This window comes from Acaryochloris sp. IP29b_bin.137 (assembly GCF_028285745.1).
Taxonomy (GTDB): Bacteria; Cyanobacteriota; Cyanobacteriia; order Thermosynechococcales; family Thermosynechococcaceae; genus Acaryochloris.
This window is the reverse complement of sequence record NZ_JANQOP010000033.1, coordinates 1-13,544: the sequence shown is the minus strand read 5'-3', so window position 1 is coordinate 13,544 and position 13,544 is coordinate 1. Positions and strand designations below refer to the sequence as shown.

Annotated in this window: 9 protein-coding genes and 1 pseudogene; 3 read left to right on the top strand and 7 right to left on the bottom strand. The window is 44.3% G+C overall.

The window, feature by feature from the left end:
• The coding region (locus Q0991_RS02465) for an IS4 family transposase (RefSeq protein ID WP_299485174.1) at nucleotides 1-799 on the top strand (799 nt) is incomplete at its 5' end.
• A gap of 419 nt (nucleotides 800-1,218) precedes the next feature.
• Here the strand turns inward: Q0991_RS02465 and Q0991_RS02460 are convergent.
• From Q0991_RS02460 to Q0991_RS02450, 3 genes and pseudogenes are all read right to left on the bottom strand, one after another.
• A complete protein-coding gene (locus Q0991_RS02460) occupies nucleotides 1,219-1,443 on the bottom strand; it encodes a hypothetical protein (RefSeq protein ID WP_299485173.1) in 225 nt (74 codons plus the stop codon).
• Nucleotides 1,444-1,784: 341 nt separating this feature from the next.
• The gene (locus Q0991_RS02455; protein ID WP_299485172.1) at nucleotides 1,785-5,354 is read right to left on the bottom strand and encodes an NB-ARC domain-containing protein; all 3,570 of its coding nucleotides are present in this window, start codon (nucleotides 5,352-5,354) and stop codon (nucleotides 1,785-1,787) included.
• A 472-nt stretch (nucleotides 5,355-5,826) separates the two neighbouring features.
• Nucleotides 5,827-5,985: pseudogene (locus Q0991_RS02450) on the bottom strand (transposase); the annotation flags it as partial.
• Nucleotides 5,986-6,044: 59 nt separating this feature from the next.
• Between Q0991_RS02450 and Q0991_RS02445 the strand changes: the two are divergent.
• Together Q0991_RS02445 and Q0991_RS02440 are read left to right on the top strand one after the other, a co-directional pair.
• Nucleotides 6,045-6,524, top strand: coding sequence for a helix-turn-helix domain-containing protein (locus Q0991_RS02445; RefSeq protein WP_299485170.1), 480 nt, complete (start codon nucleotides 6,045-6,047; stop codon nucleotides 6,522-6,524).
• 96 nt (nucleotides 6,525-6,620) lie between these two features.
• Nucleotides 6,621-6,890 carry a hypothetical protein gene (locus tag Q0991_RS02440; RefSeq protein WP_299485168.1) on the top strand — a complete coding sequence of 90 codons (270 nt, stop codon included), beginning with the start codon at nucleotides 6,621-6,623 and terminating at the stop codon, nucleotides 6,888-6,890.
• Nucleotides 6,891-7,058: 168 nt separating this feature from the next.
• Here the strand turns inward: Q0991_RS02440 and Q0991_RS02435 are convergent, their stop codons facing one another.
• The 4 genes from Q0991_RS02435 to Q0991_RS02420 form a co-directional block, all read right to left on the bottom strand.
• The gene (locus Q0991_RS02435; RefSeq protein WP_299485166.1) at nucleotides 7,059-7,826 is read right to left on the bottom strand and encodes a peptidylprolyl isomerase; all 768 of its coding nucleotides are present in this window, start codon (nucleotides 7,824-7,826) and stop codon (nucleotides 7,059-7,061) included.
• A gap of 421 nt (nucleotides 7,827-8,247) precedes the next feature.
• Nucleotides 8,248-9,771: an HlyD family efflux transporter periplasmic adaptor subunit gene (locus Q0991_RS02430; protein WP_299485163.1), complete on the bottom strand. Its 1,524-nt coding sequence runs from the start codon at nucleotides 9,769-9,771 to the stop codon at nucleotides 8,248-8,250.
• 53 nt (nucleotides 9,772-9,824) lie between these two features.
• A complete protein-coding gene (locus Q0991_RS02425; RefSeq protein ID WP_299485160.1) occupies nucleotides 9,825-12,563 on the bottom strand; it encodes a peptidase domain-containing ABC transporter in 2,739 nt (912 codons plus the stop codon).
• On the bottom strand, nucleotides 12,466-13,254 hold the full coding sequence (locus Q0991_RS02420) for a helix-turn-helix domain-containing protein (RefSeq protein ID WP_299485158.1): 789 nt from the start codon (nucleotides 13,252-13,254) through the stop codon (nucleotides 12,466-12,468). Before Q0991_RS02420 ends, Q0991_RS02425 begins: the two co-directional genes overlap by 98 nt.
• Between the last annotated feature and the right edge of the window lie 290 nt (nucleotides 13,255-13,544).

Sequence of the window (13,544 nt, the reverse complement as noted above, 5' to 3'; positions counted from 1 at the left end):
TCATGTGTTTGACCGAGAAGGAGATATTGCCGAAGTTTTTGAGCGACTCACTACCCTCGAAAACACAGGACTCGTGGTTAGAGCATCCCACAATCGTTGCCTAGAGCATGATCCAAGTCGGCTGTGGGAAAAGCTGGAAGCCCAAAGTGTTCAGTTCGAGTATGAGATTGACTTACCTAAAACAAAAGATCGGAGTGCGCGCATGGCTAAGCTGGCTGTGCGGTGTTGTCTCGTCGAACTTCAAAGGCCAGCCCGACTAGCGTCTAGTCAACCCCTCCAGGTGCACGCTGTCTATGCCACAGAAGTAGCCCCCCCTGAAGGTGAGGAGCCGGTGTCATGGATGTTGCTCACCAGTGAAGTCGTTACAACAGTAGAAATGGCCCAGACCATTTTGCAGTGGTACACGTACAGGTGGAGAGTTGAGGAGTATCATAAAGTCCTAAAATCGGGGACTCAGGTAGAGCGGTATCGTTTAGCCTCTGAAGGGATGAAAAGCTTATTGGGATTCCTTTGTGTCACTGCTGTAGAACTGTTGCGTGTGACTTATTTAGAGCGAACACAACCTCAACTGCCTGCACAAGATGTCCTCACACCTTTACAAATCAAAGTCCTCATTGCCAAGACACCGAAGGTCCCCAAAAGATTGACGGTGGCATGGGCTGTTGAAGCAGTTGCACGACTCGGAGGATATCTGGAGCATCGACGCAACACACCGATTGGGATTCAAGTCCTTTGGAAAGGATGGGCTAAGCTCAATGACCTTATGGAAGGTTGGCAGTTAGCGACCCAGGAGACTTAGCAGGAAAAGTCAGAGCCTGAATGCCGATATCTTTGCGGATCTTTGGCGGAAGCGTGGCGGCAATTGCAGGAGTTGAAATCATGCTTGAGGGGCAATTCAGGGGAGTGACAACAAGCCTTCAGGTTACCTTGATCGCTCCTGACACTGTTACCCGGTTTAGATCCAAGCCAAATTGTGCAAACGATGGTGAGCCACAAAGCAAAATCATTATAGTTGGCTTAGATCAGCCTACCCCTGAGAATTCGTCGGTCATAACTCACCGCCAGTAGTGGATGCGTTCATGTGCATGTAAGCGTCGAAACGCTAAGTTTTGAATAGTCGTCACCCACCTACCCTTGAGCCTATAAGACCCCTTGGTAGTCTGGTCCACCTATAACCGTTCTGAATGGGAGGGTGACAGGGTGACCTGTCACTCGACCCTAACGGTGAATTTCCGGTCGCCCATTTTTGTCCTTTTCAATGGGTAGCTCACTCCACTGACATCCCAAGTGCAGCAACTTCAAAATGTAGTTGAAGATGGCATGCAAAGAGAGCTTTGGTTGAGGTCCCCGAGTGCCGATGTGCAAATGGGGTAAGACAAATGTCTCAAACTGCTCAAGAGTTAAGAATGTTGGAATCCATTTATGGGACTTAGTTTGAGGCATCTGCTCTCCTAACGAACGGTAAACTAAATGACTGGCGTCATTTTAGTCTTTAACGATGGAAGACTATACAGAGAATGGGTTATAGCCCATTCTACCTTTGAAATAAAACCCGAAATCAGTTGGATAACGAAAGAATTATTTATCCCGAGATTAACAAACCATCATTAATCGACTCAAAGAGTTAACAGCTAGCCTAGACCTTATAGCCGCTAACTATACCCATTGTTGGCTTAACTTAGACTATCTTTGAAGGGGATGATGGGGATGCAAAGATTGAAGGTTGAACACTCTCCAGGCTCACTCAATAGCTTAACTCGACCTCGATGGGTTGATGCTGAACTTTAATGCTCAACAGCTCCCAAGGTCTGGAGCATGATCTTTTGGCTGTTTGTCAATCCAGTAACGCCTGTAATATCCATCCGTTCGTACAGACGATCAGCACTTAGCGATCTTAGACAATGATAAGTTTCTAGATCCCAAACTTTGATGGTTTCATCTTCTCCAGCACTAATGATGCGATCTCCCTCCGCATTAAACGCTACCGACCAAACCCCATTCGTATGCCCCCGCAGGGTCTGTAGGCATTGACCGTTCGGGATCTGCCACAGTTTGACCGTTTGGTCAAAACTACCACTGGCAAGCTGTTCCCCATCAGGGCTGAAGGTGATGGACCAAACGGTATTTCTATGCTCTTCTAGGGTATTGATGAGCTGTCCATCAGACACTAGCCACAAACGAATTGAACAATCCGCTCCCCCACTGGCAAGCAAAGTTCCTTGAGGATTGAAGGCAACGGTACTTACACCTGCAATATGCTGTGTTAAAGAGTACAGGCATTGATCTTGATGGATATTCCAGAGCTTAACGGTACGATCCATACTGGCACTGGCGAAATGTTGACCATCAGGACTGAAAGCCACGCCCCGAACTTGATGAACATGTCCGCGATACGTTCGTATGCATCGCCTTTTCTGTATATCCCAAAGCTTAAGGGTGCGATCAAAACTACTACTGATAAGGTAGCGACTGTCGGGACTAAAGGCCACGGAGCAAATTTGCTGGGTATGTCCTCGCAGGATAATCTGTCCTCCCTCCGTTATGTTCCAAAGTCTAACCGTCTTGTCGCTAGAGCCAGTGGCCATGAATTTTCCGTCAGGACTGAATGCAACGAAAAAAACCTCTTTCATGGGGGCGGTGTAAGATGTAACGTAATCCCCCGTCTTGAAATTCCACAGCCTAATCAAATTATCGCTCCCCACCGCTGCAACAATGGATGAGACACTTGCCGAGGGTTGGAGTGCGATCGCAAAAACGGGATTGGTTTGACCCGCGATAGTCTTGAGACATTTACCCCGCTGCACATCCCAGAGTTTAATGGTGCGGTCAAAACTGCCGCTAATCAAGATTGGATCATCCCGCTGTTCAGTGGGACTAAGATTGGCAGCAAACGCAATGGACCAGATAGAGCCCGAATGACCTTGAAGGGTTGATTGGCATTGCTGATCGCTCAGATTCCAAACTTTGAGGATGCGATCAAAACTACCACTGGCAAGAGTATGACCATCTGGACTAAAGGCGATTTCCCAAATCCCATCTGTATGACCTGTGAGCGTATGCAAGTAGTGTCCGTCGGCATCCCAGAGTTTGAGGTTATGATCGGCACTACCACTGGCAAGGGTTCGACCATTAGGACTAAAGTCAACGGACCACACAGCTTTTTTATGCTCTGTCATGGTGCAAAAACAGTCTCCTGTCTTCACATTCCAGAGCTTGATTGTCTCGTCCTCGCTGCCACTTGCTAAAACATCTCCGTGGGGATGAAAGGCCAAAGACCAGACCAAACGCTCATGACCCGAAAACACGCTCTGACAGTCACCACTTATTACATCCCAAAGTCGAATGGTGGCATCATCGCCACCGCTAGCGAGCTTTAAACCATCCGGGCTAAACACAACGGATCGCACAGATCGCCCATGACCCGATAAGGTGTTGAGGCAGGTTCCATCCTGCAGGTCCCAAACCTTGACGGTGTGGTCAAAACTTCCGCTAGCTAAGTATTCTCCATTCGGACTAAAACTAACAGACCAGACCCAATTGTTGTGGCCATGGCAGCTAAAAATCCGCTGGCCATCCACCAGTCGCCACAGATGAATGTCTCCGTTACTATCGCCTGCCGCCAAGAGCGTTCCATCCGGACTGCAGGCTACGGCATAAATACTATTGAAGGGTTCTGAAAAGGCTGAACCCGTTAAATCACAGTGGGCAAAACTCGTATTCTGCAGGTCAATACCTTTGAAATCAGCCTGTTTGATACAGAGCTTAGACAAGTCACACCCTGATAACGTCACCTGTAAGTGACGCAGCATGTTGATCAAGTTACCGCCTCCATAGCCAATTAATTGGGCTGAGTGACCCCGCATGGCTGTCAAGATCTGAGTGAGATGCTGTTCGAGGTTGAGACGGCTGCCAAGTTTCAATGTCAACTGATCGAGAATGGGCTGTAGAATCAACCGCATTTGAGTTGCCTGGAGATATTCTTTGGCCTGCACCTGAACCAGGGCCAGTTGGCGGAGGAGTTGGAGATTCTCAGGGCCGTCGGTTGGTTGCCAAGTGCAAATCTCTTCACAGATTTCGTGCTTTAAGCGATCGGTCAGAAACTCCATCACCACCGATTGTTGGGTAAAGTGGGAGCCTGTCTTCTCAATCAGCGCTCGCCCCTGCAAGGAAGCCAACACCTGGATAAAATCGTTGGAAGACCGTTGCAAAGACGTACAAAGATCATGGAGGGTAATGGGTTCTCGCTTGATACTGAACCAGTACATCACTTCCTGTTCAAGAGCACTGAGACGATGGAATTGCTGATCGAGCAGATCCTGAATGTCATCAAAGATATAGGACGACTCTCGGACAAAAGTTAAAAACGCATCCAAGTTGCCATCAAAGACATCTCGCACAAAGGCAGCGACAATTTTGAGGGCCAAAGGATTCCCAGCATACCGCTCTGAAAGGGCTTGCCATTGTTCTGCGGAACCGATAAATGTGCCTTGGCCGCAAAGAAGTTGTTGTCCAATCGAGGCCGGGAGTCCGGCTAATTTGAGAGCACGAATGGGGAGGGTCCGCCCCTGTTTGGCGGCTAACCCTTGAGGTGGTTCACGAGAGGTCAATAATAGACAACTTTGATGCTGGGTCTCTCCAATGTCTTTAAAAAGCTGACCATAGACTTCATAACCGGCGCGAAAACGCCCATTGCGATCTCCAGCTTCTAGAATAGACTCTGCGTTATCTAAAATCAGCAAACATCTATGCTGCCGAAAATACTGCAGTAATTCGGTTATCTGGAGATCGATACGATGATATGTCGTCATATTCTGCTGCGGGAAGATAAAATTCAGCACCTCTGCTAACAGCTCTGTAATTGGTGGCGCATTCCGTAGATTCCGCCAGATGACAAAATCGAATTGATGTTGCAGATCATGGGCGACCTTAACGGCCAATGTCGTTTTACCTATGCCGCCCATCCCCAGAATGGCCACAAATCGACATCGTTCATCTTCTATCCATTGGGTCAAAATTCCAAGTTCCTCTGCACGCCCTTGGAAGTATGAGATATCAATAGCATCTCCCCAGTCCTGCCGAGAGGGTTTGGGCACCACAAGGTTAGTCGGACCATCATGAGTACCCAGAGGCTCATCACCCAGATCTGCGATACTCTGCCAATCAAGGGAGAGTTGCTTGCTGAGTTCAACAAAAGTAGCGAAATCAACGGGACGTCCCCGGAGAAAGTTACCGACAGTTGCGAGTGAATATCCAGCGGACTCAGCTAAAGACCGCTGACTGTGAAAGCCGTTGCGCTTGAGAGCTAACTTTGTCTCCTTGGTATGGTCGCTGTGAACTCTCAGAGAACGCGACATCACTATCTGCTCCGATCACACTGATTGAATGGTCGAACAATGATAGGTTACAAGTCAATCCAACCTAGTTGGACTTCCCCTTTGTATTAGTCAGATTTACACACTGATTTTATGCAATGTGAAGTGTAAAACTAAGTATCCTACATTGAAAGAATAATTTTTTGGCTAAAAAACGACTGAAACAGCAATATGGACCAATTTATTAAAAACCACTTATATGGTTTCTGGATCTGACTTTTCCCGGTAAGTCTTCAAAAGCTTATTTAGTAGGGCTGCAGGGTACCAATCTAGACTAAAAATTCTCCTAAATCGAGTTCACAGTTAGCCAATACTTTTTGAAACCCCCATTATTCCGTAGAGCATTTGCATTTGCTCTCTGCTATTGCGAACAAACACTCAAAACAAGCCTTGATTCATTCGCTGGAAGTATTGACAATGAAGGGTTATAGGAGATAACGGGAAAAGTCAGGTGGCGAGAGGATTCCATCCTCTTGAGTTCCCGCTCAATGTGAGCCAGACACTTTTGCTTGGCTGCAGCCCCTTGAGGACTATAGACACTCCAGCAATCACTACTGAGAATGCCGTTAAAGTCTTCTCCCAACAGTGACTTGACTTCAGATGAACTCCGACTAGTACAGAGCAGCACGAATAGCCCTATCCTCAAAAAGGAGTTGAGTATGTAGTGAATCAATGCCAAGATTATCGGCCCCGCCTGTGTTGTTGAGTGAATCAGACCGCCTAGTTTTGGAAAAATTTGTGAGGCGATCAAGCACCCCTCAACAAATTGCCCTTCGTGCCAAAATCATCCTTCGGTCCGCCTCTGGCGAAGGATACGGTGAGATTGCCAGAGCCTTAAGTATTAGCCTTGATACCAGTCGCTTGTGGCGTCGTCGATGGCTAGAGCTATCAACGTCAGATTTGCCTGTGGACCAGCGTCTTCAAGATGCTCCCCGGCCTGGTGGCCCTCCCAAATTTAGCTTAGAGCAACTAACCCAGTTATATGCACTAGCGTGTGAGCCACCTGAGAAATATGGTCTTCCCATCAGCCACTGGAGTGCTCGGGAATTAACCACTGAGATGGTCAAGCAAGGCATTGTCGAGAGCATTAGTGAACGACATGTGGGTCGACTGCTCAAGGAAGCTGATCTCAAACCGCACCAAAGTGGCTAATGGTTTCATCCCCCCCCCGACCCCAATTTCCAAGCCAAAATCGAAGATATCTGTCAGGTCTACCAGAGCGCTCAAGAACGAGCTGAGCAAGGTGAATTGACCTTCAGTCTCAATGAAATGCCAGGTACTCAGGCGCTAGAGCGGAAGATGCCGGATGTGCACATGAAGGCAGGACGGTGTGTCAAGCATGAATTTGAATATATTCGTCATGGTACTCAAGCCTTAATTGCCAGCTTGAATGTGGCTAGTGGCCACATCGCCAAGGCAACCGTGGCAGATACACGAACCGAGAAGGATTTGCACGCCCATGTCAGTAGCCTTATCGCTGCGACAAACTACCTTACCTGTAACGGCTTGCAACACTGAGCGGGAAATTTCGAGGGTTTGGGCTTACAACCCCATGTAGACCTCAAGCCATCGAAAAATGATGGTTTATTTTGCCGTGGAAGTGTAACCCAAAATTTCCTGTTTTTGAACCATGCCCGACTCTCCACTTTTCCTGCGATTTTATAGCAGGAAGGGAGTAACTCAAGATTAAGCTTGGGAATTTGAATTTATACTCTGGTTGTTCAGCTGCTTAATAACTTCGACTTTGGTAACTTGCTCTTTCAGCCATTCAGAAAATAAATTTTCAGCTATAATTTGGTGTAGCCTCTCATCTAATTCTGGGTGAATAATCTCATCTATTAAAATTAAGTGTATTCCCTTAGAAGTAATAATTGGCTGAAGAAGTTGGGGAAGCTTAGCAGCAAAGACAGCAGCAGAAATTTCTGGCTTTAAATCCTTACGGTTTACTTTTCCTCGATATCCACATTTGCGACGTAATTCTGTATCTTGAGTGTATTGGTGAGCCACATCATAAAAACTAGTTTCACCTTCCTTAATGGCATAGAACAGTTCCATCGCCAAGTCTTCATCATCCAGGACAACCTCATACATAACTACACTCGTGTAGTCTATTTGATGTTCATAGAAATATGGTTCAACTTTATTTTTAAATAGGTGTTTAACTAACTTATTAGCAAAGAAATTTCCATAAACTAATTCTTCAAAATCATCTAAAGAAAGAGCATATTTCTCCAGCCATTCCCAGGTGTCATTAGCACTCTCAATTTTATTCATTAATCGGAATTGGTCTGCTACTTCCTGAAGTTCCTCCATCTCTACTTTGATACCTGCCTCAGATACAGCATTTTCAATCACCTTGCGGGTAATAATTTTGTTTATTAAATCAGGAATTTGGCAGTAGAGCTTGACATGATGCAAAATATCTTGATTGGTAATTGTGATAGTTTGTGACATGGTGTTTCTCCTAAATATGTAGGATAAATTAAGGGTAAAAGAATAATTTCTACCTAATCCTTTCCTAAAAGGAGAGGGAAGAGGAAGAATGTTTTTACTGAAAGGAGGCTGTGGATTAATTTGTTAATGTTACCCAGCCATGCTAGGGAATACCTATCTTGAGAATTATCTCACTTTTACATTTTTAAGCAGGTAGTAGCCTTCCAAAAATTGTATTTTTCAGAGGCTCAAAATCTGTTTTAGGGAGGTCTGTTTTAATTCAGAAGCAGTAATACATGTGGGATAAGTGCTTGAGCTAAATTCGCGCCTCCCAGTCTGAGAATCACTGCTAAAAAAATTTCAGCCTTTTTGGGGTTTAAAACCTCCCAGAAACCCCTATAGAGCCTTTTCAGATTGAGTCTGGAAATGAAGATAAATGCAGTTATAATTTCAAACCTCCTTGCTGCAAGTTCTTAAACGGCTCAAGAATAAAATCAATAATCCGACGTTGCCGTACAATAACCTCAGCAGTTGCCGTGTCTCCTGGGCGTAAAGGAATACACTTATTAGCAGTAGGAATGCAACTCCGGTTGAGAGAAATTTCCAAGTTGTAAGCTGCCACTTTTCCATTAGGTGTTTCTATATCCGAAGTAGTTGGAGAAATTTTTATCAACTTTCCTTCCACTACCCCGTAATCCTGAAATGGGTATGCATCAAACTTTAACTTTACTGGCATTCCTTTCTGCAAAAAACCACTCTCAGTTGTTGCCATCTGTGCCCGAATGAGTAAAGGTGAACTAAGGGGAGCAATCTCCACAAGATTTGTTCCTGGCTGTGCTACAGCCCCAGCACCTTGAATCGGTATATGAAATACTGTCCCATTAACAGGAGATACTAATACTCGTTGTTCCAACTGAAATTTTAAGGCTTCAATCTGACTCTTGTTCTGATAAATCTCTGCCTTAATTGCAGCAATTTCTTTTTCCTGATTCTTGAGTTGTTCTTCAGTTTTTAGGATCGCCAACTTACCTGTCTGAATCAGGCTTTGATAACTTTGCTCTTGCTCTTTGACCCTTAACTGTGCCTGTTCAATATCTGCCTTTAATTGCTTGATATTACGCTTATAAATAGTGGCTTTTTCTACTAAAGCTAGCTTAGCCTGTTTAATATTTGACTTTGCTTGTTCATACGAATTTTTTCTTTCTTGAGCTACATCTTGCTTTTCCACCAAATCAACTTCTGAAACTACGTTTTCCTGCCGAGCTTTCTGATAGCGTTCCACCTCTAGCTGAGCAAGAGCCAATCTAGTCTCCATGGACTTCTTCGCATTTTGATTGTAAGCAAGCGTTTGCCGTGCCTGATTGACTTGGGCCATATTTTCTTCCTTTTGAAAGGAATAAGAATTCATGAGAGGATGAATAGACTGCCGTGCTTGATCAATTTGTGCCTGCTTTGCTAACTCTTGAGCTTGATTTTGTTGTCGCTGAGTTTCTAAAGTTAAAAGTAATTGACTCTTTAATAAATTTAGCTGAGATAATTGATTGAATTGCCCCTCTAACTTTTCCTGAGCCTGGTACAATTCTGCATTAGCTAAATCAGATTGTAACAACAACAGAGTCTGCCCAACTTTAACTACTTCACCTTCTTTGACCCGAATTTCTGCAACAGTACCCGCGACTGCAGCATCCAGTCTAACGGTGTTATCCTTTGGCTCAAGTCGTCCTTTTGCGGTACCTGTTTCATCTACCTTAGATAGCATTGTCCAAGGTAAAACTATAGTCACAAATACGACTAAAAAATACAACAATCCTCTTGTCCAAACCTGGGGTAAACTATCGAGTAATTCTTTAGTTGCATTAGACCAGTCATCAGGGACTCTAGTTTCTACCTCGGAAGCTATAACCTTATGAGGATACTCATCCTCGTACAACTCGGTTGATATTTGTCCATTGAATGTATTTGGCATAATCGCTCCTTATACCAATTTGATTTGCAAAGGGTTAATAGCTATTTGTTCATTTACGTAGTAACCTCTAACTGTTGTTGATTGAGATAAAAATAATGTCCTCGCTTTGCCATCAATTCTGCGTGAGTTCCACTTTCAATCAATACACCCCGATCTAGAACTAAAATTAAATCTGCATTGCATATAGTCGAAAGGCGATGGGCAATTACCAGCGTGGTCCTTCCCTTCAGAATTTTGTTCAAATTCTTTTGTATAATCCGTTCTGATTCTGCATCCAGATGGGAAGTCGCCTCATCTAAAATCAGCAAGCGGGGATTACCTAGTAAGGCGCGGGCGATCGCCATCCGCTGCCTTTGTCCGCCAGACAACATCCCTCCACCTTCACCAATTTGGCTCTCATACCCCATTGGCAGCTTTTTAATAAACTCATCAGCACCTGCTAATTGTGCTGCTTCAATAAGCTCTGCTAAAGTTGCCCCAGGATGTCCTAAGCTAATATTTTCTCGAATCGTGCTACCAAATAAAAAGGTATCTTGGTCAACGACCCCAACCTGCTGACGTAAGGAACGCAAAGAAAGATTAGCAGTATCCTGTCCATCAATGAGCACTTTCCCATCCGTAGGAGAATACAACCCCAAAACCAACTTAGAAATCGTCGTTTTTCCGGAACCACTGCGCCCTACTAGTGCCACCATTTGTCCTGGCTTTACTACAAAACTGAGATTTTCTAGCACATTGATATCACTTTCTGGGTGATAGCGGAATGTTACTTTCTCAAAGCAAATGTGACCCTGAATAGGTGGTAAAAATTGCCGTGCTTGATGCTGTAAATCCTCTTCCGGTTCTGCATCTAGTACATCATTAATTCGTTCTACTGCAATTACTACTTCCTGCAATTCATTCCACAACACTGCTAGTCGTTGAAAGGGCATAATAATATTCCCTAGCAACATATTAAAGGCAACTAATTGGCCAATTGTTAGCTGGTTGTGAATGACCAAATGTGCCCCAAACCATAACAACACAGTTGTCATCACTGCTTCAATTGAGTTGCTGAAAATTTGCATCTGATTGTTGATGATTTGCCCAGAAAAGCTGGCTTTGATCTCCTTGTTTAATAGCTCCTCCCAATGCCAACGCACTGTCTGCTCCACTGCTGTGGATTTAACCGTCCGCACACCAGTAATTGCTTCAATTAGATAACTACTTTCATTCGTAACAGCATTAAAGATTTCCCTAGAAATCCTCCGTAAAAACGGGGTTGCGATCACCGCTAGCAGAAAAAAAGGTGGTACAATCAGTAGTACCAGAAAGGCCATTTTCAAACTATACCAAAACATCAATCCCACATAGATAAAAACAGTCAGTAAATCCAGTATGATAGACACTGCTTCACCAGAGAGGAATTGTTGAATTTTTCGGTTTTCCTGCACACGTGAGATAATATCTCCCACATAGCGAGACTCAAAGAAACTTAAGGGTAGCCTCAAAGTGTGGCGAATAAACGCCACAATAAGTGCTAAATCCACCTTATTTGCTGTGTGATCTAGCAGATATTGGCGCAACCCTATCATTGCTACACGGAAGAGACTAAAAATTAGTAACCCTAAGCCTACTGCCGTTAATGTCAGCTCAGAACGTTGAACTACTACTCGGTCTAAAATTAACTGGGTAAATAGGGGTGTGATGAGCCCAAAAATCTGGATGAACAGGGAAGCAATAAACACTTCCAACATCACCACTTCATGCGGTTTCATCAGTTCAAAGAATTGCCAAAAAGGAGTTGTCGTCTCTTTGACATCATTCAGGAAAGTTGTGGGTTCCAGCAGCAAAGCATAGCCAGTCCAGTTGGCTTTAAAATTTTGGTGACTAAGGGTGTGTTGACCGATCGCAGGATCGGCTACGATGATCTGCTTAGGGTTAATCCTATAGACAACAATGTAGTGCTTCCCTTCCCAGTGAGCGATCGCAGGCAATTTTTGCTTGGCTAAGCGATCAAGGCTTGCTTTCACGGGACGCGTGGCAAACCCAATACTTTCTGCAGCTGCTGCTAATCCCCGTAGCGATGTCCCATTGCGATCCACATTGGCGACATCACGCAATCTGTTGACACTAAAGTTTTTTCCCCAATAACGAGATATCATGACCAAACAAGCGGCACCGCAGTCAGATCCACTTTGTTGAGCAAAAAATGGATAACGCCGAATTACCCGCTGCAATAAATGCCCTACTCGTTGAGTAGGGTTGGGGAAATAGGCTTTGCTAATCTTTGATTGTCGGTTTGACTGTATCGTTGTCGTTGACAAAATCTCTAAATGATCATCTGGCGGTAGGGACAATTTCTGTGGGATGCTGTCTGCATTCTCTTCACTTAATAGTAAGGAGTTACGCAGTTGCGACTGGTTCAACAAATGCTCCCGGATTTGCCGATTCTTCGCCATCAATGACCACAAAATCTCACCCGGTAGAAAACACAACTGCAAATTTATACTTGCCCTTGCCCCATACGACTTAAACTCAGAATCTGGAAATAGGGTAAATTCTCCAAATGACGCTCCTGCCTCTAGAGTAGTGACTAACTCACCAGCTTCGTTCAGCAACCTCGCCTTACCAGCCATCACAATGTAGATTCCAGGTTCAGCGCCAGTTCCATGCCAGAACTTTCCTAATTTGGGTTCTAGAAATTTAATTTCGTTAAGACAAAGTCGAAATTCCTCTGCCGATAGAGAATGGCCTAAAATATTGCTGAACTGTTGCAGAGAAACTAAATCCTTTGATATATATTCCACCATGAATGCCTGAATCTCCACTTAATTTCTCTAAGTCAATAGTCATAAATCCGGTATATTTCGATTTTGCTTCGGATTTAAGATCTCGAATTGTAATTTTGGAAGTATTAGCCTTTTGTTTCATGCTGTCTTCGGTATTGCTTGGCTTTGTAAGTGTGGACAACCCCATTTGTTTGAGCAGCCGTTTGATATGGCGTAGACTAACTTCAATTCCCAATTCTTTTGACAGATGTTTTCGTAGCCAGTCTGCTGTCCAGCGATGAAAAGGGTATTTGTAATCCCGTGGACTCTGAGACAATAACTCTTTTAGGCGATCCAGATAGGCATCTGTAATCACTTTTGGGCGACCTAGTGGGTGATCTTCCCAGAGGTGTGCCATACCTGAGCGGGCCATATGCATCCAGTGTCTGGCGGTAGAGGTACAACATCCAACTTCAGCACAAATTTGAGTTTGTGACTTACCTTGATCCGCCAAGATCATGATCTCAATTCTCTGACGACTGAGTGGAGAAAGATTGTCTTCGCAAAGTTTCTTGAGGAGAAGTTTCTGCTGAAATGGTGTTAAATATAAGCTTTTATATTTCATGCTAAATCCTTGTCCAATATCAAAAAGGATGGAATTTAGGTTATTAGACCGCTTCCAATATTTAGATATTGATTGATATACTTCTACGTAAGCTATCAGTTTTTTCATAGATATTTATGCAAATCCATAGATATTGATGTAAAAATTTCTGTACAAACTTCAGTACTTCATAGTCATGGCTTCGGGCACTTGACCATTTTCCACCTGTAAATTTTTCCGTATTTTCTTACTCCGCAATAATTTGAGGGAACCAAAGCTGCGGCCATTGACCAATAGACCTGTCCGAAATATAAATGATGGAGAAAAAAGATGGTAGAACGGAGTTTTACCGCTCTACCAATGACAAAAAATCCTCTTGATTATATTCACAAATATCCCCATCGCAGCAAGCGAGTGTT

What these genes read in the sequence shown, in the direction of transcription:
- Q0991_RS02460 (WP_299485173.1), bottom strand. Translation starts at nt 1,443, where the DNA reads ATGCCTCAAACTAAGTCCCATAAATGGATTCCAACATTCTTAACTCTT.
- Q0991_RS02420 (WP_299485158.1), bottom strand. Translation starts at nt 13,254, where the DNA reads ATGAAAAAACTGATAGCTTACGTAGAAGTATATCAATCAATATCTAAA.
- Q0991_RS02445 (WP_299485170.1), top strand. Translation starts at nt 6,045, where the DNA reads ATGCCAAGATTATCGGCCCCGCCTGTGTTGTTGAGTGAATCAGACCGC.
- Q0991_RS02435 (WP_299485166.1), bottom strand. Translation starts at nt 7,826, where the DNA reads ATGTCACAAACTATCACAATTACCAATCAAGATATTTTGCATCATGTC.
- Q0991_RS02455 (WP_299485172.1), bottom strand. Translation starts at nt 5,354, where the DNA reads ATGTCGCGTTCTCTGAGAGTTCACAGCGACCATACCAAGGAGACAAAG.
- Q0991_RS02425 (WP_299485160.1), bottom strand. Translation starts at nt 12,563, where the DNA reads ATGGTGGAATATATATCAAAGGATTTAGTTTCTCTGCAACAGTTCAGC.
- Q0991_RS02430 (WP_299485163.1), bottom strand. Translation starts at nt 9,771, where the DNA reads ATGCCAAATACATTCAATGGACAAATATCAACCGAGTTGTACGAGGAT.